Raw genomic sequence first — 22120 nt, forward strand, 5'->3', positions numbered from 1 at the left:
GAGGCTTACCCCAATCAGGTTGTGCTTTATCAAAGAAGTTCTGCCAAGCATTGGCCAAGTCCGTAACGGCTAGCTGTAAACATCTAGATGATAACTGATACTGCCATTCTGCTTTATTGGCAACTAATTCATCTCGCACTCGATATTCGTTTGGACTAGGATTATCTTCCTTGTTTAAACTACGAGCTTCATAGCTTGATTGGGTTTTAATTCAACTACTTGAGCTTTGATCACTTGTTCCACCTCCAATGCAAACATTAGTTTAACAACTTAAGCAGTTAAGACAAGCGAACAAATTCTTAAATTTTTAGCTTTCGAAAACTGATATACCTCTATGTTTTTTACTTTCTGAGTAGATCAGTTTCCATAATTAACCATGTTTTTCTATGTTTTAGTTAATCATTGCAGCCTCCCTTTTCTTACTTTTTCATAGTCGCTTTTCTATTATAGGTAACTATCGTGAAAATGTACAATGATAAGTTTCTATAGGAAATGATAGTTTTTATGTATTTCAAACTACTAAAAAAGCAATGGCTTAACACCATTGCTTTTTACTCATTAATTAAATGAATTTCTTTATCAAATAAATTATTCATATCCTCATTAAAATTATGGGCAATAAAAATTATAGTATATGGACTCTTCATCAACTGTTTTAAAATTTTCATGGTTGCTCTTTGATCAACAGCACTTGTGCCTTCATCAATCAAAAGAAAATTATCATCGTGAATAGCGGCTCGGGCTAAGACAATCTTTTGCCTTTGACCTCCAGAAACATTTAATGCTTGTAAACTTATTTTAGTTTGCAATCCTAATGGTAATTTTTCAATATCTTGTTCAAATGAAAATTTATCAACATAATCTTTAACTTTACTTTTAAGATTAGAATTAAACATCGTAATGTTGTTTTCAATACTGTCAGGAAATAAAACAGGATCTTGTGGAATATATCCTAATTTAATTTCTTTAGGATTAATCTCATTCCCAGTATTATCCTTAAAAACAACTTTACCCGTATAAGTCTTAATCTTACCAAGAAGCACTTTAAATAAAGTGGTTTTCCCTGCACCAGAGTCTCCAGTTAATAATACCTTTTCACCTTTATTAATTTTTAAGTTAGGAAAATGAATCTCTTTACCATTAGCAAAACGAACTGAAACATTGTCAGTTGTCAAACTAACTGGTGACTTTAATACAAAGAAACTATCCACCTTAGTACTATCTTGATTAATTTCTTCGTTTAATTTATCGACTGAATGAATTTGACCCAACTCAGTAATTAACATTTTAAAAGAAGAATTTATATAAAGACTAAAACTTTCAACCGTTACTATTACACCAAATAAAACCAAATGCTTAGTAACCAAAATAGCAGTCACAGCTAGTAAAGCAAATTGTAATAAAGCGGCCGTTGCTTTGTTTAAGATGGTAAGTGCCTGCACTGTTCCTGTTCTTGTAACATTAGCTTTTTCTAAAGTATTAGAAGCTTGATCCATAACTTTAAATAGCTGTAAACCAGCAGCAAACTTACGTAACTCAGCTAAACCATCTAACCACTTCTCGACTGCATTTAAATAATTTCTATTTGCCCTAGATAAACTTGAAGCGGCTCTTTGCAATGCGGGATGAAGAAATTTAGGTAAGTAAAAGCTTAACATACCCAATAATAAAACAACTACTAACAAGCTCCAATGAAATAGTAATAACCCGATACATGAAAAGATTATCTGTGCTGCGTAGTAGGGAATATCTGTATATACTGACAGCTTTGATTGTTTAATTAAATTCAAATCATTAGTTAAACGATTTTGAACTTTAGCTGGATTATGATTTTCTTGATCATAAAAGTAATGTCTTACAATTTTAGTTCTAACTAGATGATTATATTGTTGAATTTGCTGTTCAATCCAGTACTGACAAACATTCAACCCTATATAACTTATGGCAGAGGCAATTAAAGCCGCAATAATCAGAATAATGAACCGTTGCCATTTTTCTTCTTTAATAGCAGTAATCTGATAGGTTGTAATATAGCTAACTCCAATTGTTAAAGCTGAAGTCAGAAACTCCAAAATAAGTAAAGCAATCATTCTTGGCTTATTAACAGAATACAATCCCTTAAAAGACATTACCATCACCTCTTATTTGCAAGATATATCTTTTTGCTAAATAACTGTTTGGTAGCAGAGTTTAAATTATGAGCTATCACAATAACTGTTTTATTAGAAGACATCAAATTTTTTAATATGCGATAGCTACTCTTAGCATCAATTGCACTCGTGGCTTCATCAGCCATAATAATAGAAAAATCGTAAATTTCATTACGCGCTAAAATAATTTTCTGTTTCTGACCACCTGAAAAAATATTTACGTCAAGATCAACTTCTGTATCAACCCCATTTGGCATCCCCGCTATGTCCTTTTCAAAATCATTTTTTCTAATAATTGAGCTTAACATCTTCTTCAAGCGTCCATTAAACATCGTAATATTATTAGCAATGGTTGTAGGAAATAAGATTCCATCTTGTGGGATATAACCAATTTGACCATAATCTGGAGAAATTATCTGCCCCTTTTTATCTTTAAAGATAATCTTTCCTTTAGTAGGATGTAATTTCCCTAAAATCAATTTAAACAACGTGGACTTTCCAACTCCACTATCTCCATAAAGTAAAACTTTTTCGCCTTTTTTAATAGTGACATCAGGATAAGTAATTGTTTCGCCATTCTTAAATGAATAGCTCAAATTACAAGTGCTTATAGAGTATATATTCTTGGAATTATTAACCGATTTATCCTTTCTAACACATTGCAACTTAATTAGTTCTTGATTAATACCTTGAACTGATTGAATTCTAGTTAATGCCGTTGTAGTCGTTAACAAACAACTCAGAATAGCTGTAGAAAAATTGCCTGCAGCAATAACCACACCAAAAGCAATTTGATGATTAAAAAATAAAATAGCAGCCAAAAGAAGAATAGCAAAATACTACTAACGATAAATAATAAAAAGCCCAATAGTATATTTTTTTCTAGTTGATTGTAGGCAAATTGAATAATGTATGAACTAGCTGCTGATCCCACTGCATACAGTATTTCTAAAATAATTACAATAATGAACAGAGGCTTATCATTTCGAATTAGTTCTCGAAACTTCATTTTAAATCACCTACTCATTGAGATATTTCTCTAATAACTTATCATTGCTTGGCATTAAGCTACATATACTTGTTGAATATAACCAATCTGTTTAAAGATTAGTCTTATAATATTGCTGATTTATTAATAAGTCAATGCTTTATCTCATTTTTTACTTATTTATTTAAGCTCGTTTTAATAGAAATGGTAATCAAAAAAGCAATGGCTTAACACCATTGCTTTTTAAAATCTTATTATTACTTACGATGTCTGACTACATAAACTAAGGCCGCTCCGATCAGGAACAAAGCCCCAACGGTTACGGAAATCCGCGTATCCGGATTAATAAACATAAAGACCACAATCAAGGTCAACATGAATAAGGCAAAGTAATTAGAATACGGATAAAGCGGCAACTTGAACGGATGCTTCTTCATCAAGTCAGGATTCTTTCTTCTGAAGCGTAATTCAGCTAACAAAATTACGAACCATGCTACCATCCCTGGCAAGACGGATGAACTATAAACAATTACGAAGACATTCTCAAGTGACTTGCTAAAGAGCTGAATAATTACATTCAGAATAAAACCAATAAAGATCCCTGAAGTAATTCCGATAATGGCATGACTAGGAACAATTCGCTTGGAAACATGCCCAAAAGTCTTAGGCGCATAACCTTCATGAGCCATCTTATACAGCATTCGGCTTGAGGAATAAATTCCTGAGTTAGCCCCGGACAAGGCTGCCGTCAAAACTACGAAGTTAATCACAGAAGCTGCAGCGGTAATGCCCACTTTTGCAAAAGTTGTTACAAATGGTGACCCAATATTGCCCAGTTCATTCCATGGATAAATTGTCACAATCACGAAGATCGCACCGACATAGAAGATTAAGATGCGCCATAACACTGACTTCACACTCTTCACAATGGCTTCTTGCGGATTAGCAACTTCCCCAGCGGAAATCCCTATTAATTCAATTCCTTGATATGAACCAACGATAATCGCCATTGAGAATAAGAAGCCTTTGATTCCCCCGGTAAAGAAACCACCATGACTCCATAAGTTAGAAAAGCCAATCGGATGGCCCCCATTACCAAAGCCAAAGAGAATTACCATGAAGCCAAGAATAATCATCAAAACAATCGTGACTACCTTGATCATCGCGAACCAGAATTCTAGCGTTGCATAAGCCTTAGCACTCGCTAAGTTAGCCAGCAGCAAGAAGGCAATAATGATAATTCCGGCAATCCAATCAGAAGTATTATTCCACCAGAAGCGTAAATATTCAGTTGTCGCTACTACTTCTGAAATCCCAACGACAACGTATTGGAAAACGTTCGCCCATTCAGCTAAATAGCCTGCAATAGGATGAACATGTTCCGTTGCATAGTCTGCAAACGAACCAGTACCTGGATCAACATAGAGCATTTCTCCTAAAGCCCGCATCACAATATACAAAATTAAGCCGACAAACATATAAGCCAGTAAAACTGACGGCCCGGTCCACTTAATTGTTGAAGCTGACCCCATAAAGAGCCCAACCCCGATTGCGCCTCCGAGCGAAATCATTTCCATCTGCCCAGCAGTCATCGAGCGTTTTAATTCTGGCGCTTTCTTCTGCTTTCTCATCTAAACTCTCCCTAATTTAGTTATCAAAGCAGATTATTTCCTCGGAAATAGTCTGCTTTTTTTAAAATCATCTATCTTAAAAAGCTAATTTCAACAATTTTCAATTGTTTTTAATTATAAGAAGCATCTAGATAATTGTCAATTGCACCAAAAAAGCCATCCGCTAAGCGGATAGCTTCTTCATTTATTTTTAACTAAATTAGTCTTCTTTCTTGTCTTCTTTGGCGTCATCCTTAACTTCGCCATCAGCTACTTCAGCTGGCTTAACTAAGTCTAAGATTGACTTACCGTTCATGTACAAGTGCTTGTCATCAGCAGTAAATTCAACCTTCTTAGTGTCAGGGTAAGCCATGATTAACTTAGCAATTGGAGTTTCAAGGTCTTGTTCAACCACTCTTCTAAGTGGACGAGCACCGAATTTCTTGTCGTAGCCTTTTTCAGCAATCACTTTCTTAGCTTCGTCAGAAACTGTTACTGCAACACCCTTCTTCGTCAAGATGTGTTCCATCTTCTTCAAGTAGATGTCGATGATCTTGCCCATGTCCTTTTCAGTCAATGAGTTGAATGGTACGATTGCGTCCAAACGGTTCAAGAATTCAGGTCTGAAGTAGTTTTCAAGAGCGTGAATTAACTTGTCTTGGTCAACCTTGCCGTCTTCAAGTAACTTGTCTGAGAAGCCAGCATTAGAAGTCATGATCAAGATGGTGTCCTTGAAGGAAACAGTTCTACCTTGAGCGTCAGTTAAACGACCATCATCCATAATTTGAAGTAGTGCGTTGAAGACTTGTGGGTTAGCTTTTTCAATTTCGTCAAACAAAATCAAGCTGTATGGTTGGTGACGAACCTTTTCAGTTAATTGACCACCTTCACCATAGCCAACGTAACCTGGAGCAGAACCGATTAACTTGTTAACGGCCATTTCATCTTGGTATTCAGACATGTCCAAACGAATGAAGTGGTCTTTGTTACCAAAGAGGTTAATTGCTAATTGTTTAGCAAGTTCAGTCTTACCAACACCAGTAGGACCAGTAAGTAAGAATGAACCAGTAGGACGGTCGCTGTCTTTGAAGACTTGCTTACGAGCAATTGCGTCAGTAATTACATCAATTGCCTTGTCTTGGTCAATAACGACTTCCTTCAACTTCTTAGCTAAGTCTAAGTTCTTCTTAGCTTCATCAGCATGAAGTTCACTCATTGGGATATTAGTCTTTTGTTCAATTAAAGCGTAAATATCCTTTTCAGTAACAACTGGAGTTTCAGCCTTATTAGCCTTCTTCAAGTCTTTTTCTAATTCTTCAATCTTAGTCTTGATTTCGCCAGCTTTGTCATAGTCTTCAGCCTTAGCTGCTTCTGCTTTCTTAGCTTCTAAAGCATGAATCCGAGTCTTAAGACTAGCTTCGTCAGCTGGTTCAACAAGTAATGCCTTCTTAGCACCAGCTTCATCCATCAAGTCAATAGCCTTGTCTGGTAAGTAGCGACCTTGAATGTATCTTTCAGATAATTCAACCGCTAACTTCAAAGCATCATCATCGTATTTTACGTGGTGGAACTTTTCGTACTTCTTCTTAAGGCCTTCCAAGATCTTTACAGCAACCTTAGTTGAAGGTTCTGGAACTTGAACTGGTTGGAACCGACGAGCAAGAGCAGGATCTTTTTCAATTCTTTGGTATTCACTAGTAGTAGTAGCACCAATTAATTTCAATTCACCGCTTGCAAGAGCTGGCTTCAAAATGTTAGCAGCATCCCCATTGTTAGTTTCTGAATCAGTAGAACCAGCACCAACAATGTTGTGTAATTCGTCAATGAAGAGCACGATGTTAGGATTCTTCTTAGCTTGGTCAATTACTTCCTTCAACTTCTCTTCAAAGCTACCACGAAGGCTAGAACCAGCAACCATGTCATTAATATTAATAGAAATAATGTGCATGTCTTTCATCTTAGCTGGAACATTACCTTCAGCAATTCTTTGAGCTAAGCCTTCCACAATTGAAGTCTTACCAACACCAGCAGGTCCGATCAAAACTGGATTATTCTTCTTACGTCTTGACAAAATTTCAATTACTTCGTCAATTTGTTTGTCACGACCAATCACTGGGTCGTATTTATTATTTTTAGCTTGTTCAACTAAATCGATCCCAATTGCTTTTTGCTTTGGTTGTTGTGGATTTTGTTGAATGGTTTGTGGATTTGCCATGTTACTTGAGTAGTGAACTGGAATTGAACCATTAGATGAACTTCTAGTAAAGTCATCATTAAAGAATGAGCTGTTTAATTCGTTAAATAAGTTATCAAAATCATTGTTAAAGTATGCCATATTCGCAACACTCCCTGTATTCAAATTGGTAATTAGCACTCTCAACTTTCAAGTGCTAATTCTTTATATTTATAAGTATAGCAGGTTATCCACAAAAAGCAAACAAAAATATAAAAGTTTTCCACAAATATTTCAATTTTTGTGAAATGGTAGTTTTTATCGGCTGAAATTATCGGTATAAAGCTATTTTGCTCACTTCACAAATTCTAAAGAATTTCTTAAGAAAGCGATTAGCTAGTTTATCAATTCAATAAGTTTTCCACAGAAGCTAAAAAATAAGAACCTGAGTAGGATTTGCTCAGGTTCTTATATTGACTCAATTAAATTGTGGATAAATTACTTAATTTTCTTCTTTTCGCGTTGCTTTCCTTTTTTATTATCTTTTGGTATTGGCGCATTTTGCTTATTCTTACTTAATAAGTATTGCTTCATTACCTGCACTACCTGCTCATTTTGCGGTAAATCCGAGTGGTTAGCTTGCTTACCGGTCACCGTAATTTCCATAAAACTCTTTACTTGGTTTTGGAAAATATACTTGGCGGCAGCTACACTATTTTCAGGTACAATCCCATCTGACTCATAAGTTTGACCACCCGTTAATGAATAGACCTTGAGACTCTTAGGGAGCTGCTTCTTATATTTAATAAAGTCGGCCAACATTTGCGTCCGGTGATTTAAATTGTCTTCGTCAAAGTTAAACGGCGAGGCCAAGGTCATCAAGCGTTTAATTTTGATTTCTGACTCATACTCTGAATAACAGTGCTCTAACCAATAGGTCCAGACTAAACCACCATTTGAGTGGCCAAAGGCCTTAAAGTTGTTAAACTTATAAGTCTGCGAGATCTCATAAAAGGCCGTATCTAACCAACCTGCTTGCTTTTTGATATTGCTGTAGCCATCTTTATTATTTTCGAAGCCAATCACAATAAAGGGTTCATTATCGCCACGATTGATGCTTCCTTTATATTTCAGACTACCATCTTTCATCACCTTAATTTTTAAAACACTGTGCGGGTGAGGCGAATCTTCATTCAGCATCGCAATTAGTGAATTGAAGCGCTCGATTGTTGCACTTGATCCTGGCACCATCACTACTGGTGACAAGAGTGATTTTCGCCGCTGGGCCCGATCATGGTTGGTCTTTTTCATCCAAAAAAAAGCTGGAATTGATAAAGCTAGTAAAACTATGAACAGTACCACTAAACACTTTAAGTTACGTTGATTGAACTCAATTTTCCATTTCTTGTTCATATTGCGCCAGCCTTTCACTGATTCTTTGACCAATTAAAACTACTGGGATCAGTATCAAAATGTCCAAAATAAACAACAAGACGGTAAAGATAAAAGTCGGCCAGTTACCGTTTGAACCAAAGAAAGAAATCAAAATTCCAGGAGTTCCACCAAGAACCGGATAAACGCTGGGCCAAATTAAATTAAGCGTAATTGCACCAGCAGCAATCAGTTCATTAATTGCCGGAATCACGATAATCGGTAACAAATAAAGTGGATTAAGTATCATAGGTAAGCCAATTGCTAAGCCATTAGAAGCACCAAAGGCAACTGGCAACAGGTTTATCTTCGCAATCGATTCTAATTGCTTATTATGCGTGTACAGTAAAATTACCACGGTTAAGGACAAAGCCACACAGGCATCCCCCATCAAACCATAACCCTGAATCAAGGAAGAACCCAAATATTTATAAGGAACATTGGCACCACCATGCCGCAAGGCGTAATTTAAATTGGCGATTGCAGCTCCACTATTAGAGGCTGAAACCATACTAGCCAACGGATAACCAATCCCGCACCACCATAAAAAGGTAGCAAGCATGGTTAACGGAATGATTAAGGCTAAGTTATTCGAAGCCTTCATTCCACTGATTAAGCTGCGGAAGTAAACATCATCGAGTAGTTTTACCTTAAAAAGATAAATAATAATGCCAAAGACAATTCCTACTAATAAGGATACTGCCGTTGGAATTAAGGCGCTCCAAGCCCGTGCTTGAATGTGAGCAGCGTGTTCATGGCGAATGTGGTGATAGTCTTGCCCTAGCCAATGGAAGACTTGACCAACCAGATACCCACAAAGTAAGGCAAACAAGATCCCGTTGATATTGAGAATTCGGGAATAAAAAGTAATTCTCGTTCCGCTCACCCGGCCGACCCCACTTAAAAAGGCTGTAAAAGTAATCACGATAACTGAAGTAATTCCGGCCATCGTAGCGTCTTTATGATAGATGCGGGCCGTATAGAGCGCAGAAAAGTAAGCCGCAAAAATCCCAAAGATTCCGAAGGTAACTTGCACCATGCCGGCGCTAACTAAATTACCCACATCCCATAGGCGATCTGACATAATATAGTCAAAATTGAAAATATTATAAATTAAACTATCTGGTGAAAAAATGCAGTCACGTAATAATTGAAAGTATGAGCCAATTACCGCTACCGGCATCAGCATCATAAAGGTGCGTTGCACTACCCTAAAAAATGACCGCCGCCTCAACCAGAAGAGCAATTGGACAACTCGATCGGACATAATTCTCATTCCTTTATTCGTTCTTGTTTTTTACATTATACACGCCTACAAACGCATAAGTTAGGCAAATTTTTGAAAAATGATATAATTATTAACAAAGGTAAAAGGTGAAAAATATGGCAAAAAGAAAAGTTGAATTAGACAGTCAAGCCGATAAGTTAGCAGAAAAGTATATGGAAATAACTGAATCAGACTTTAACGAACTAACTAACGCCGCTCTTAAGTACTATATTTCAAAGCGGTTAAGTTCTAAAGAAATTAGACAAATTATGAAAGAAAAAGATTCTGAAGATTCAAAGTATCTTGATGAATACTTGCAACATACTTTGAATAGTAATTGGAATATTTAAAAAAGCCTGGGAAAATAAATTTCCCAGGTCTTTTTACTTAAAGTGCTTATATCTAAAGTACTTATAACCAATCTTTTTGCCTAAAATCTGCTTAGAAATCTGCGTCTTATTGGTTAGCCAAATATAAAGGGCTAAGCCTAATAAACCATAGATCACTAAGTAAACAAAACTCCAAGTTCGACTAGTAATACCATCGAAATGTTGGCCAATAATAAAGTAATAAAATGCAACGGCGATAAAGAAAATAAAATTGTCTTTGAGTAGCGGCAATAAGTTACCTAACTTGACAGCATAAGTTTTATCAAGGGCAGCATAACTAACTAGCACTACGACAATCATCGCTACATTAGTTGAGGCAATCGCACCGTTGGTTTGAAACAGCTGCACTAATGGAAATTGCAGGGCCAGTTTTAATACTAAACCTAAAAGCATGTAATAAACGGCGAGCCGGTTCATATTCAAAGCTAAAAGCAAAGTCAGTGAGTTCATAACTAAGCCTAAGAAGAGACTTTGAATAATGTTTTGCATCAAATAATAAGTCCCCACATTATCATGGGAGAACAAGATGGTGTAAATAGCGGAACTAGCAAAGGCCGCCATCGTAACGATTGGCAACAAGACAAACAAGAGCAAGCGGTAGTTTTCAATTAATAACTTACGGATCTTAGCAGTTTGCCCATTGGCTCTTAGCCCTGAGAGTAGTGGCAAACTGGTTTCAGAAACAGCCGTAGCAAGAGAAATAATTACCGTGGTAATCTTGCTAGGATTAGCTGAGAAAACTGTGTAGAGGTAACTAATGTAGTTATTACTCCAGTGGGTGGTTTGCGCTAAAATCTGCTTGAAGAAAACTTGATCTACAAACTGCGTCAGCGTAATAAAAGAACCGAGCAAAACAAAGGGAATGGACCGATACCAAAGAGTAATTAAGTTAGACGTTACGTTATCAAGCGTCCGCGGCTCACTGCGAGTTAGATTTTCCCGGTAAGTTGCCATTTGCTTTTGTCCATAAAAGAAAAGATAAAGATATGAAGCAATTGCACCAACCCCGGCCCCAAAAACGCTTAAGTAAACCGCAAAAACATAATTCTGGTGGAGCACTTCGATGACAACGAAGGTGGCAGCTAAAATAAAGAGCACACGTGAAAATTGTTCCCAAAGCTGTGAAATGCCGTATGGTTTCATGTCATTGTTCCCTTGGAACCAACCTCTAACCATACTCATCGATGGCAAAATAATGACGGCAGGAACTAACACTCGAATGGAAAAAGTACCTTGCGCAACTGAGGCAACTGGACTATTTTTCGCAATCATTGGTGCGGCTATATAAAGGGCAACTCCGCACAAAACACCCATAATTAACATGACTAACCAACCGAGCTTAGTCAGATAAACCGCGTCCTTGTAACGCTTTTTTGAATTAAGCGCTGCTACTTCCCGCGCGATTACTGAAGGCAAGCCCGCCGTTCCTACTGACAGAAACAAAGCATATGGCGTATAAGAAGAATTAAAAATTGCTTGAGCATTCAACTGATGATGATAACTGCCCAGCATGATCAGCCATGGAATTAGGTAGATAACTCCTAATACTCTGGAGAAAATGCTGCCGAAAGACAGCCAAAATGAACCTGATAGCATTTTCTTATTCAAAACAATCCCTCATTTAACTTTTGCGTCAACTTTCAATCCTTCATTATAGGCAAATTTACGTAAAAAAACAGGTAAGAAAGCCCATTTTAAGGGTTTCTTACCTTAATTTGACATTAAGCCATTACTTTCACATAATGCCGATTATACAAATACAAGCAAATAATTGCAGCAATTGCGAGTGGGAGAAATACTCCTGCCACTACTCCTAATGGAAGAGTTCCTGTACCAACGTCTTTTGCTACAAGGATTGGCTTAAAATCGATCCAAAAATGCAGCAGTATTCCCCAGGAAATATTGTTAGTTGCTAATCGCAAGAAGGCCAGAATTAGCCCCAATGTAGCAGCAACTATCACCTGTCCTAAAGTTGATTGTAATGGTTGATGTGACAAGTTGACCAAGTGCATAAGGCCGAATAAAACTGCAGTAATGATACTTGTCCAGAAGAAGCGATATTTTTGCTTGGCTAACAGCAATATGACGGCATTAAACAGTAACCCGCGGAAGAGTAATTCTTCAACAAAGGCAACTAATACAGCCGTAATGAAGACTTGAATCAACTTTTGTCCTGGTAAACGCAGTGCTGTGATTGTTTGACCAAAATTGCCAATGATGAACGGCAAGCACACCACTACTAGCACAATCCCCCAGATAATTTGCACTTTATTTTGCGGCAAGCGCGTAATTAAAAGTTTAGTCGTCCGGCAAAACTTCCAAGCACAGAAAGCAATGAGTGCAAGTACGACTATTAAGACTAGTTGATGGAGCCAAAACTCTTTGATATGAGCAAGTCTAATAATTCTTTGTCCGAAAACGTAAGCGATATTTAAGATAATGGTAGCTAAAAGCATAGTTAGAACATTGTGTCTTCTGCTATTTTCATTATCTATTTCAATAAAATCACTCAGTGCTAACTCATAATTATTTTGCATAATTGTCCTCGCTTTCTTCCTATTTGGTCAATTCTTGTTGCGCTAAGTTATAATCCTTAATCAAAGCCTTCATAACCCGGCCAAAACGCCGTGAGAAAGTAATTACTTCCCCACTTGGAAAAGTAATCGTGTGCTTTTTCAAATCGATCTGACGGACGTTTTTCGGGTTAATTAAGTAAGACTGCGAAACTTTTCTCAAAAATTCATGCTGTTCATCAACACTTTTAATATCACCAACAAATTCAGCCTCACCATCCTTCCGCACTAACCGCAATTTGTGCGGGCTTTAGTGGTTGAAATGTAATAAATATCATCAATATTGACGTTTTTGATAATCCGCCCTAAGCGGTAGGAGAAAGTCATTTGCTTAGTAAAGTTTTCGGTATCTAAGTTATGAACAGCATCCCGCAAGGTTTCGTTTAACCGTCTTTGCAAATCGGGATTATTCTTGTTGATGTAGTCCACCGAGCCGATGCGACGTTCATAGGTCAGCTCCATGTATTCGTTATAGGCCGTGACAAAAACGATCTGCGCTCTCTGGTCCAGCTTTTTGATCTGTTCGGCTAAATCCACGCCGTTTGGCGCATCTTTACCCTGACCTAGTTCAATATCAAGGAGGTAAATTCCGCCGTCTAAGGGATGCTGGTCTAAATATTCCAACACTTGCCCATAACTACTAGCAATTGTGCCGATCTCTAATTCAATTCGGGTCTCAGGCGTTTCACCCGACTCCATCATAGCGGCTGTCCTTAACTTTAAAGCTAAATTCGATGCTTGTTTGACGTCATCATCACAAATTATTACGGTATATTTCATTTTCACTCCTACGCAATCACTAAACTAAAGCTGAACCAGTTGTTCTTGCTGCCGTACTCGATAAACATATTGTCATATTGATCATTAATCTCTTGAATATTAGCTAGTCCTAAGCCTTGATGATGCTCCTTAGTCGTGTAGCCCTTTTCTTTAATTTGGGTCAAATTTACCTGCTGCAAGCGACTCTTATTCTTAAGCTCAAATTCCAATTCACCGGGCTCTTCTTGATAAAACATCGCCTTCACCTCGGCTTGCTCAGTGCCCACTTTTTGACTCTCTTCGATGGCATTATCAAAAACGATGCCAATAATGCGCACCAGATCGAAAAGTTTGACGTTTTTTGGCACAGTGGTGATTTCTTGCTCACACTCAAAAGAATACTTGATGCCAAGCTCATTTAAGCGATTCAGCTTCTCGACTAGCAAGCTCTTCAATGCATCATTATGCAAGTGATTCAGGTTCTTGTACTTCCAGAGATTCTGCTGGTTCAGCTGGCTTTCAGTATATCGGTCTAGTTCCGCCACTAGCTCCTGGTTAGCACCACTTTCAGCACTAGTCCGTAAACTCGCTAAGAGATTGGGGTAATCGTGCTTGAAGCGGCGCAATTGGTCCTCACTCTGTTCTAAGTCATGCAGATATTCTTGTAAATTTTGTTGTTCTTGTTCATCAAGTAACCGCGTTTGAATTTTCGTATTGATAAAGTACATGTAAAAAGCAAACCCGATCTGCGTTAACAGCAAGAAAATATAAAGTAAGAGTACCTGCGATGACTCACCGTAAAGCATATTTAAAATGACAATCACTCCTGCAGAAAAATAGGAATAGCCAACTGCTACCAAAAATGAGCGGGCATTCTTTCCAGTAATTTGGTGATAAAACCAACTTGCCTTTTTCTTTACGAAAATAATTGCGAAAAGGTAGAAAATGATAAAGATTAACACTGCTAACCAAGGTCTAACAGCACTACCTTTAGTAACTAACCTTGCTTTAAGTAAAATATTAAAAATAATAGATTGCAAAATCCAAATTACTAAGTAAAAAGTAGTCCCAGAAATGACGGCGTTTACGATCGCTAGGTGGTCGTAACGCCGATAGCGTAAATAAAACAAGAGCATACTGGCTAAAGTGGTAATTAAAATCCCATATGAACCAAAGATTGCTGGAATATATAGCAAGACTGAGATTATTCCGAGAAAGAATTTGTTTTTAAATCCCGCTTTAGGCAGACGAGTAACTTTGAAAAAATACCAAATCAGGAAACTAGTTGAAGTAATCGATTCAACTAGCATTAAAACTAAATAGCCTAAAATAAAATCAGCATGGGGGCCAAAGCCGGAAATGAAACCTTGGATAAAATCGTGAACTGCCTGCATCCCTCTCACCTCGTTAGTTAGATTTTACCCTGCTTTGCCTTTTTCTCATACAAAAATTCAAATTCGGTTGTTTTAGTGCAAATTTGGACAAGAAAAAAGGATAGCCACTACCGGCTATCCCATTTTTTACATTAAATTACCAAAGCAAAGCCCGCGCCATTTCAACTCAGATCCACTTTGACTAACCATCGCCAAATACAGCTCTCTCACCTTATCCGACATTTTTCCTTGCAAAGCAAGTGGCTGCAATCCATCTTCAAGGTCGCGTAAAACTCGCGGTAAGTACTCGTTCTTTTCCAAACCAGCCTTAGCTACTTGCAAAATTTGCCGTTCTTGCGGACTAATTGATCCATCTTCAATCAAATCATTAAGATTAGTAAGTAATTGTTGTTCTGCTTTTTTAGTTTTCTTAATCCCAAACATATTCTTATCTTCTTTCAATTTACATCAAAAATTATAACGCAATTGATTTTGGTGAGACATTAGGATTCAAATTCGGTTGATTTTTAAGCGGATTTGGTAAAAATCAGGACCATCCCTAAATAATCGGTATCATTTTACCCGATTTGATACCGATTTTTCAACTATGATCCTAATTACTGATCTAAAAAAGCAGCCCGTGGGGCTGCTTTTTCTCAATTATTCCAATCTAACATCCGCTGCTGCGCTTCAGGATACTGATCCCGATTAAACTCAGCTACGGTGCCGATTTTTAAGACCGTTACTGTTTGCCCTTCCAGAGCAAACTTAATTTCCATTCCTAATTCTTCATTGACCAAGTACTCAGCGCCCGTTAAATCATCTTGTTTTAAATGTTCCAAGCCTTGATCAATATACGTCCGTTGCGCACCGGTTAATTCTTCGTACTTTTCTTTAGCAGCTAATGAAAATCTAAGCTTTTTCATTTCTTAACCCATTGATCTTCTTTACTAATTGGTACAGAACTACGGCTGCGCTCGCCACGTACTTCAGAATCAGGAAAAGTCTTTTGATTTTTGCTTTTTTCGGCAACATACATAAATACCACCTTCCGTATCTCTAACTATACAGAGGGTGGCATTTAAAAGATATTTTACTGCCTGCTTAGCAGCATTATTTATTTTTCCTTAAGAAATTGATCGCCAGCTAAATTCCGGTAGAAGTTAGCCATCGTTTGCCGGTAGTATGGCGTGATCCAAAGAAAACCAATTCCACAAGTAATGGTTCCAAGAATTGCCCAGCCAATGAAGCTCAGCCATAAAACAAATAAGTCAGTCTTGTGACCATCCATCAACTTCCGGCTAGCAGTAATGGCTTCTGTAGCTGCAGGTTTCTTACCTGCATCGTACATGTCTTTCATAATATAAGGCGTCATGGCATATGAAAAGCCTTTGATAATTCCAGGAATAATAAGTAGACAAGTCCACAAAGCTAAAAAGATAACTTCAACTAAGTAAGTCACAAAAGCTGTAGTAAAGCGACCGTTGGTATAAGCACTAAAGATTCCTTTGATAATGTCATCTTTTTTACCAGTATCTCTAAATTTAAGAATGGTAAAAGCAACACCCCAAAGAATTAAACCAATAATTACAGTGGCAATTAATTGGACAATTTCTCCGGCTGCACTCTCTTGGCTCGCAACAACATAATCTACGCCATTAACAATATTAGAAACTTGCTTATAAACAATGTCTTGCCCATTAAAGATCAAGCTAATAATGTCATTGATTAAATAAGTAATTAACCCAGCAATAAAGGAGACCAAAACGGCCCAAGTCCAATTACCGCGAAGTTGATCTTTAGCAGCTTGTTTTAATTCTTTTCTACTCATCTTACTTCTCCGATCTATCCACAAAATCTATATCTATGTACACATTGTAACACTATTAGAGCATCAAAAAAGCCTAATTCCAACAACGGAACTAGGCTCACACAGTGTGTACCACCATCTCTGACCACATATAGAAGATAACATTTTCGCTACCGGAGAAAATGACTACTTTCTAGTGGCGGTACAATCTTGATTGTAGCATTGACAACTGCAAAATACAATTTTTTATACTTGTATAAAAAACTTTTCTTAAGAAAAAAGGGTTAGAAATTAATATTTCCAGCCCTTTTTGTTAAATCGTAAGATTAACGACATGATATTATTAACTTTTTTTCTTAAATGAACAAAGCGGCCCTTCTTAGTATGATTAGATTGAATAATCAACATATTCTGACCATCATCACTTGCTCTAAAGAAGGTATAATACCCTGAACCAGCACCATTAGCGGCTCTAAAACGTGGTAAGTTGTAAAAACCACCATTATAGTAAGTTGGTGCTTGACCCTTAAACAAGATGGCCTGACTCTTCTCACTTAATAACTTGCCATGCAGAATTGCCGTCATCGTTTTGGCTAAATCATGATTCGACATCACAATTGAGCCGGCTCCTAATTCATCATGCGCATCCTTGACAGCTTTAGCATGCGGGAAGCGCCGATAACGCTGGAGTTCAGAGCGGTATTCATAGCCAGGTAGCCAATGACTAGCCTTTAGTTCGGCTTTACTTGACCACAAAAATTCCGTCTGTTTCAACTTCAATGGTTGAATATAAGTCTTTCTGAATAATTGCTCATAGGACTTATGCTCCAATTTTGAAATTATCCCGCATAACAAGATATAGTTGATGGCCGTGTAGTGCCACTTACCGAGCTGTTTTTCATCAAAAACCGTATTAGCAATGTCACTAGCTAAATTCATCTTATCGGAAATAAATGGATCGGTCCCCAATTCTTTTCCTTTGGCAAGATTCAAGCCAGAAGTCATGTTAAGTAAGTTCTTAACCTTCACTTCTTTAGCACCTGGAACATCAGCAAAGTACTCACTCAAGGGATCATTCAATTTCATGTGATGCTTTTCAACTTCGCGCATCACCATCGTTGCCGTCATTGATTTTTGAACGGAATTAATCAAATAACTAGTGTCAGCCTTATTGCCCGTTGCATAATTGAGCCAAGGTTTGCCATGTTTAATCACAAGAACTGATCCCTTAACGTTCAAACGGTCAATAGCATGTCGCACTACTTGTCTTTTAAAGCTTCTTTGTTACTCAAATTTAATGGCTTAACATTTTTCTTGTTTTGCCATTTCTTTGAGAAGTAGTAGTTACTCAAATCATAATTACAACGACGATTTGGCGTTGCCATAAATGGCTTAACAGCATCATCCACAGCTAACCAACCATTCCACCCAAGGTGAATCGTATCTTCCATGAAGTACTTCTTACCACCATCTTTCGATAAGTCGGCAATGTTTTCAAAGCCTTGGTTAGTCAATTGATTTTCAATCTTAGCCACTGATTCTTGATACATCTTTTGTGATAAACCAGTGTACTTCGCCCATTTAGCATTAATTGGTGGAATGATAAACAAGACATTCGTGTGTTGCTTCGCAAACTGCGTTAACAATAATTGGAAATCGGCATATTCAGGTGACTTAACGTAATCAAAGTGCTTTTGACTACCCTTCAGCTTCTTCAAGACCTTCTTAGGTAACCGTGTCCGGTAGAAGGTATTATCGATCCCCAAATTATTAGAGTTAGTATGCATTGCTGCTTGTTCATCCGCTACTTTTCTCAAAGCAGACTTGGAATAAGTATTCGGCAACAACTTAGCTTTTTGGCAAATCTTATTTACCCGGTTACGCAATTGGAAGGTGCTGAAAAAGTTATCTTCATTAACTAGCATCCGTTGCCGCTGCTCTAACAAGAAGCGGTCCCAATCACTTAACTTTTGACCGCGAGCCACCTTCTTCAAGCAACTCTTAATAATCCCGTTCTTAACGGTTGGCATTGCAGCGATTCTTTGAGCCGCATAACGGTCAGCTTTGCTTTTAGCGTTAGCCTTCAATAAGAACATTGCTGTTTGCAATGGTGAGTAGTATAAATCAAAAGCTTGTGGATTTTGACCTTGTTTGGTGAACCATTGTGGTGAAATAATGACCACAGCTTTTTTATCTCTCAGTTGTTTACTTGTTCCTTGCATCCCTACAAACTGAGCCAAACTCTGACTACCGGCACCACCCAATAAGAATGGGCGGTAATTACGGTGATACTTTTCGGCAAGAATACTTGGGTGCAGCGGATCAAACCGTGACAATTCACTTGAACCGTAGAAAGGCACGTAATTGCGCTTAAAGGCTTCCTGCTTCATCTTCACACCCTTAAAGACAGTGGTGTTTTGCGAATTGGCAGCTTCATAAATTGCCTTATTAGAGAAAGTCCGCTCCCAAGGAATCAAGAAAACAACGATCAACAAAATAACAGCGCAAATAACTGGGCCAAAGATTTGCCACAGCCGGCGTTTATTATTCATTTTCTAAGCTTTCCACCTTTGCAACAATCTTGTTAGGAGTATCCCATTCATCACGGTTGAATTCTGAAACTGGCACATCAATGCCGAACTTTTCTTGTAAACTTAACAACATTTGTACACTAGCCATGGAGTCAAGTAAACCATCTTCAAAAAGGTTGCTGTCCATGTTTTCTGATAAATCTTCACCAGTTAAATTGTTTAAAATGTCTAAAACTTCTGTCTTTGTATCCATAATAAAAACCTCACTAAAATAAAACTAACTATCCCCTCTTGGCTTATTTCCAGCCAAACCAAAGTTGGCTAAGGAAACCTGAGAAGATCAAGAAACTGAAGCAAACTACATTGAAAGTTAAGAAAATAGCAAACCATTCCGTAAACTTATTACGTGGAATTTGCTTTTTATGTTTACGCTTGAAGCGCAGCCATGCATCGTTGATACAAATGGCGGTCGCATGGAAAATACCATAGACAATGTAGTACCAGGTTAAACCATGCCAAAAGCCCATGATCAAGAAGAGCAAGAAGTAAGAAACTTGCGATAATCTAATCCGACTCTTAAATAATTTCTTCTTCATTGCAAAGAAAGTGAACCGCATGTAGATGTAGTCCCGGAACCAGAAGGACAAAGTCATGTGCCAACGATTCCAGAAGTCCTTGATATTCTTAGAAATAAATGGCTTGTTGAAGTTCATTGGGGTGTGAATTCCCATGAAGTAGGAAATTGACACAGCAAATAATGAATAACCAGCAAAGTCAAAGAACAAATACATACTGTAACAGTACATATAAGCTAAGACCCACCAAGATAACTTCAAACCACCAACAGAATTACCAACTAATAAGGCTGCCTTAGCAATCTTAGGTAAACAATACGTTCCAAAGAACCAACCGATAATGAACTTGTACAAGAAGCCTTGGAACAAGTATCTCACGGCATATTGCATATCTGTAATATAGTCTTCTCGGCTTGGTGCTTTATCAAAGTCTTTCTTAAAACGCCGGTAACGGTCAATTGGTCCTGAAGAAATGGTTGGGAAGAAGAGTAAGAATCGAGCATAAGTGCCGGGTTCAATCTCCTTAATTGCGCCATCGCGGGTTTCCATAATTACCTGCACATTCTTGAAGGTAATGTAAGAAAGACCCAAGAACCCCACAACAAATGGGACTGTTCCGACCGGCATTGCCGTTAAGATTTTAACTGCCGTTAATGGCAAGATTGCTAAAATCACCGCTAAGTAAAAGACCCAAGTCTTATTCGGGCTCTTCTTTTTCGTCCGGTATTTCAAATATGCAAAAGTAATCACAAATTCATAAATCAAATACAGGATGATGTTAATTCCTTGTTGCCAGTGATCACCATCAAAAATTAAGAAGATAAAAACTAATGAAAAGATTGCTTCATATGTTTTAAATCTCTTACCATTGTAAAGACCAATGATCATTGGAATTAAGGCAATTAACAAGTAAATAAAGTACTGCGGATTGGAGTAAGGTTGTAAGTTAATGAAATTAAAATTCACTACTTATTAACCTCCTTAATCACGGCCTTGATATCTACCTTGCCGTTTTGTGAAATTGGCAATTTATCTTGATAGATAAACCGTTGTGGGATCATGTATGGCATTACGTTCTTCGCCAAATCTGCCCGAATCATTTTGGTTAAAGCAGCATCAGAATACTTCCGGCGGACGCCGTCTTTTAATTCAATTTCAGCTACAATCTGTTGCACAGCATGATCCTTGTTGTATTTAGGAGCTGCAACCCCGTAACGCACTAAGTCATTCTTAGTTAAGTAGAAGTTAATTTCTTCTAGTTCGATCCGGTAACCGTTGAACTTAATTTGGAAGTCAATGCGGCCACGGTAGAAGAGCATGCCGTTATCATCAAAGAAGCCAGCATCCCCAGAACGGTAACTTGCATATTCATCGCCATCGTTCTTAAAGAAAGCAGCTTCTGTTTTTTCAGGATTATTCAAGTAACCCTTAGAAACGCTTGGACCACTGATGATAATTTCACCTTCGCCAGGGTTATCGCCTTTGGTAGTATCGATACTAATCTTCGTATCTTCTTTGGTGCGACCAATTGGCAAACGATCATACTTGGCTAAAATTTCATCAGTAATTTCAACTTGCGTTACGGCCACAGTGGTTTCAGTTGGACCATAAGTGTTGAAAATGTGAGCTTCTGGGAACTTCTTCTTAAGCATCGCAGCTTCAGTATGAGGTAATTCTTCCCCGCAGAAGAGGAAGTGCGTCATCTCTGGATGATGCTCACCATCGAAGGTCTTATCCAAAAAGCACATTTGTGCAAATGAAGGAGTTGAAACCCAAACGTTAAAGTGCATCTTTGGCAAAGTTTGGAACAATTGCGCAAAGTTTTGGGTCGTTTCGTGTGGCAAAACCACTAACTTACCCGCAGCAGTTAAAGCTGGATACAAGCTCATAACTGACAAGTCAAAGGAATATGGTGCTTGCGCCAAAAAACTTGGATGTTCTGGCAAGTTAAAATCAGTCAATTCCCAGTTAACAAAACTGAGTAAGTTGTCATGACTAATTTGCACACCCTTAGGTTTACCAGTCGTACCGGAAGTGAAGATAATGTAAAAGTTATCGTCACCTTCCACAAATTGACTTTCATCGATCGTGTAATCGCCGTCAGTAACTTCTTCTGACTTAACTACTACTAAGTTAGACACATCAACATCAGGTAAGTCATCAATTGCCAAAACAGCTGGTGATTCTGATACTTCTTCAATCATCGTTAATCGTTCAGCATTAGAGTAACTAGCGATCGGAATGTACGCATGTCCTGACTTAACACAGCCTAAGAAGCTAGCAATCATTTCAAAATTTTGCCCACCCCAGATCATAATTGGTGCATGAGCTGGCAAATCTAAACTAGCTAATTTGTGTGCCCAAGCATCAGAACGCTGTTTAAGTTCCCCATAAGTATTAGTTTCACCTAAATAGTCATAGGCAACGCGATCAGGATCTTGAAGTGCGATTTCATCAATCTTCTTGATTACATTATTAATCATTATTTGCA

At 37.8% G+C, this 22120-nt stretch carries 20 protein-coding genes and 1 pseudogene; 1 reads left to right on the top strand and 20 read right to left on the bottom strand.

The annotated features are described in order from the left end of the window. The 7 genes and pseudogenes from EJK17_RS01585 to EJK17_RS01615 form a co-directional block, all read right to left on the bottom strand. Nucleotides 1-202: pseudogene (locus EJK17_RS01585) on the bottom strand (RNA-guided endonuclease InsQ/TnpB family protein); the annotation flags it as partial. Nucleotides 203-551: 349 nt separating this feature from the next. After that, on the bottom strand, nt 552-2129 hold the full coding sequence (locus EJK17_RS01590; RefSeq protein ID WP_103660652.1) for an ATP-binding cassette domain-containing protein: 1578 nt from the start codon (nt 2127-2129) through the stop codon (nt 552-554). A gap of 5 nt (nt 2130-2134) precedes the next feature. Then, nucleotides 2135-2971 carry an ATP-binding cassette domain-containing protein gene (locus EJK17_RS01595; RefSeq protein WP_236629282.1) on the bottom strand — a complete coding sequence of 279 codons (837 nt, stop codon included), beginning with the start codon at nt 2969-2971 and terminating at the stop codon, nt 2135-2137. Between the two features lie 424 nt (nt 2972-3395). After that, nucleotides 3396-4769 (bottom strand): amino acid permease, encoded by a 1374-nt coding sequence (locus EJK17_RS01600; RefSeq protein WP_103660651.1) that lies wholly within the window; start codon nt 4767-4769, stop codon nt 3396-3398. A 199-nt stretch (nt 4770-4968) separates the two neighbouring features. Further along, complete coding sequence (locus EJK17_RS01605; protein WP_103660650.1) at nt 4969-7083, bottom strand: ATP-dependent Clp protease ATP-binding subunit; 2115 nt, start codon at nt 7081-7083, stop codon at nt 4969-4971. Between the two features lie 336 nt (nt 7084-7419). Beyond that, nucleotides 7420-8334, bottom strand: coding sequence for an alpha/beta hydrolase (locus EJK17_RS01610; protein ID WP_103660649.1), 915 nt, complete (start codon nt 8332-8334; stop codon nt 7420-7422). Then, nucleotides 8312-9619: a PTS transporter subunit EIIC gene (locus EJK17_RS01615; RefSeq protein WP_103660648.1), complete on the bottom strand. Its 1308-nt coding sequence runs from the start codon at nt 9617-9619 to the stop codon at nt 8312-8314. The genes EJK17_RS01610 and EJK17_RS01615 overlap by 23 nt, the downstream gene beginning before the upstream one ends. 116 nt (nt 9620-9735) lie before the next feature. Between EJK17_RS01615 and EJK17_RS01620 the strand changes: the two genes are divergently transcribed. Further along, on the top strand, nt 9736-9969 hold the full coding sequence (locus tag EJK17_RS01620; RefSeq protein WP_103660647.1) for a hypothetical protein: 234 nt from the start codon (nt 9736-9738) through the stop codon (nt 9967-9969). Nucleotides 9970-10002: 33 nt separating this feature from the next. Here the strand turns inward: EJK17_RS01620 and EJK17_RS01625 are convergent, their stop codons facing one another. From EJK17_RS01625 to dltA, 13 genes are all read right to left on the bottom strand, one after another. Continuing rightward, on the bottom strand, nt 10003-11616 hold the full coding sequence (locus tag EJK17_RS01625; protein ID WP_103660646.1) for a polysaccharide biosynthesis protein: 1614 nt from the start codon (nt 11614-11616) through the stop codon (nt 10003-10005). Between the two features lie 113 nt (nt 11617-11729). Then, on the bottom strand, nt 11730-12545 hold the full coding sequence (locus EJK17_RS01630) for a CPBP family intramembrane glutamic endopeptidase (protein ID WP_103660645.1): 816 nt from the start codon (nt 12543-12545) through the stop codon (nt 11730-11732). 19 nt (nt 12546-12564) lie between these two features. Then, on the bottom strand, nt 12565-12810 hold the full coding sequence (locus EJK17_RS11700; RefSeq protein WP_236629283.1) for a LytTR family transcriptional regulator DNA-binding domain-containing protein: 246 nt from the start codon (nt 12808-12810) through the stop codon (nt 12565-12567). Further along, the gene (locus EJK17_RS01635; protein WP_342769156.1) at nt 12810-13283 is read right to left on the bottom strand and encodes a LytR/AlgR family response regulator transcription factor; all 474 of its coding nucleotides are present in this window, start codon (nt 13281-13283) and stop codon (nt 12810-12812) included. Before EJK17_RS01635 ends, EJK17_RS11700 begins: the two co-directional genes overlap by 1 nt. An 86-nt stretch (nt 13284-13369) precedes the next feature. Then, nucleotides 13370-14734: a sensor histidine kinase gene (locus EJK17_RS01640; RefSeq protein WP_103660644.1), complete on the bottom strand. Its 1365-nt coding sequence runs from the start codon at nt 14732-14734 to the stop codon at nt 13370-13372. Nucleotides 14735-14860: 126 nt separating this feature from the next. After that, entirely contained in the window at nt 14861-15157 is a 297-nt protein-coding gene (locus EJK17_RS01645) for a bacteriocin immunity family protein (RefSeq protein WP_103660643.1), read from the bottom strand. Between the two features lie 212 nt (nt 15158-15369). Beyond that, nucleotides 15370-15639 (bottom strand): hypothetical protein, encoded by a 270-nt coding sequence (locus EJK17_RS01650; protein ID WP_103660642.1) that lies wholly within the window; start codon nt 15637-15639, stop codon nt 15370-15372. 191 nt (nt 15640-15830) lie between these two features. Then, on the bottom strand, nt 15831-16544 hold the full coding sequence (locus EJK17_RS01655; RefSeq protein ID WP_103660641.1) for a DUF975 family protein: 714 nt from the start codon (nt 16542-16544) through the stop codon (nt 15831-15833). A gap of 270 nt (nt 16545-16814) precedes the next feature. Continuing rightward, entirely contained in the window at nt 16815-17783 is a 969-nt protein-coding gene (locus EJK17_RS01660) for a serine hydrolase domain-containing protein (protein ID WP_103660640.1), read from the bottom strand. Then, entirely contained in the window at nt 17783-19075 is a 1293-nt protein-coding gene (dltD, locus tag EJK17_RS01665) for a D-alanyl-lipoteichoic acid biosynthesis protein DltD (RefSeq protein WP_103660639.1), read from the bottom strand. Before dltD ends, EJK17_RS01660 begins: the two co-directional genes overlap by 1 nt. Then, nucleotides 19068-19307: a D-alanine--poly(phosphoribitol) ligase subunit DltC gene (gene dltC, locus EJK17_RS01670; protein WP_103660638.1), complete on the bottom strand. Its 240-nt coding sequence runs from the start codon at nt 19305-19307 to the stop codon at nt 19068-19070. Before dltC ends, dltD begins: the two co-directional genes overlap by 8 nt. A 43-nt stretch (nt 19308-19350) precedes the next feature. Continuing rightward, a complete protein-coding gene (gene dltB / locus EJK17_RS01675; protein WP_103660637.1) occupies nt 19351-20595 on the bottom strand; it encodes a D-alanyl-lipoteichoic acid biosynthesis protein DltB in 1245 nt (414 codons plus the stop codon). Beyond that, on the bottom strand, nt 20595-22112 hold the full coding sequence (dltA, locus tag EJK17_RS01680) for a D-alanine--poly(phosphoribitol) ligase subunit DltA (RefSeq protein WP_103660636.1): 1518 nt from the start codon (nt 22110-22112) through the stop codon (nt 20595-20597). Before dltA ends, dltB begins: the two co-directional genes overlap by 1 nt. Nucleotides 22113-22120 lie beyond the last annotated feature (8 nt).

Origin of the sequence: Lactobacillus xujianguonis (genome assembly GCF_004009905.1) — a bacterium.
In the GTDB taxonomy this organism is placed as follows: domain Bacteria; phylum Bacillota; class Bacilli; order Lactobacillales; family Lactobacillaceae; genus Lactobacillus; species Lactobacillus xujianguonis.

What these genes read in the sequence shown, in the direction of transcription:
- EJK17_RS01590 (WP_103660652.1), bottom strand. Translation starts at nt 2,129, where the DNA reads ATGTCTTTTAAGGGATTGTATTCTGTTAATAAGCCAAGAATGATTGCT.
- EJK17_RS01600 (WP_103660651.1), bottom strand. Translation starts at nt 4,769, where the DNA reads ATGAGAAAGCAGAAGAAAGCGCCAGAATTAAAACGCTCGATGACTGCT.
- EJK17_RS01605 (WP_103660650.1), bottom strand. Translation starts at nt 7,083, where the DNA reads ATGGCATACTTTAACAATGATTTTGATAACTTATTTAACGAATTAAAC.
- EJK17_RS01610 (WP_103660649.1), bottom strand. Translation starts at nt 8,334, where the DNA reads ATGAACAAGAAATGGAAAATTGAGTTCAATCAACGTAACTTAAAGTGT.
- EJK17_RS01615 (WP_103660648.1), bottom strand. Translation starts at nt 9,619, where the DNA reads ATGTCCGATCGAGTTGTCCAATTGCTCTTCTGGTTGAGGCGGCGGTCA.
- EJK17_RS01620 (WP_103660647.1), top strand. Translation starts at nt 9,736, where the DNA reads ATGGCAAAAAGAAAAGTTGAATTAGACAGTCAAGCCGATAAGTTAGCA.
- EJK17_RS01630 (WP_103660645.1), bottom strand. Translation starts at nt 12,545, where the DNA reads ATGCAAAATAATTATGAGTTAGCACTGAGTGATTTTATTGAAATAGAT.
- EJK17_RS01635 (WP_342769156.1), bottom strand. Translation starts at nt 13,283, where the DNA reads ATGATGGAGTCGGGTGAAACGCCTGAGACCCGAATTGAATTAGAGATC.
- EJK17_RS01640 (WP_103660644.1), bottom strand. Translation starts at nt 14,734, where the DNA reads ATGCAGGCAGTTCACGATTTTATCCAAGGTTTCATTTCCGGCTTTGGC.
- EJK17_RS01645 (WP_103660643.1), bottom strand. Translation starts at nt 15,157, where the DNA reads ATGTTTGGGATTAAGAAAACTAAAAAAGCAGAACAACAATTACTTACT.
- EJK17_RS01650 (WP_103660642.1), bottom strand. Translation starts at nt 15,639, where the DNA reads ATGAAAAAGCTTAGATTTTCATTAGCTGCTAAAGAAAAGTACGAAGAA.
- EJK17_RS01655 (WP_103660641.1), bottom strand. Translation starts at nt 16,544, where the DNA reads ATGAGTAGAAAAGAATTAAAACAAGCTGCTAAAGATCAACTTCGCGGT.
- dltD (WP_103660639.1), bottom strand. Translation starts at nt 19,075, where the DNA reads ATGAATAATAAACGCCGGCTGTGGCAAATCTTTGGCCCAGTTATTTGC.
- dltC (WP_103660638.1), bottom strand. Translation starts at nt 19,307, where the DNA reads ATGGATACAAAGACAGAAGTTTTAGACATTTTAAACAATTTAACTGGT.
- dltA (WP_103660636.1), bottom strand. Translation starts at nt 22,112, where the DNA reads ATGATTAATAATGTAATCAAGAAGATTGATGAAATCGCACTTCAAGAT.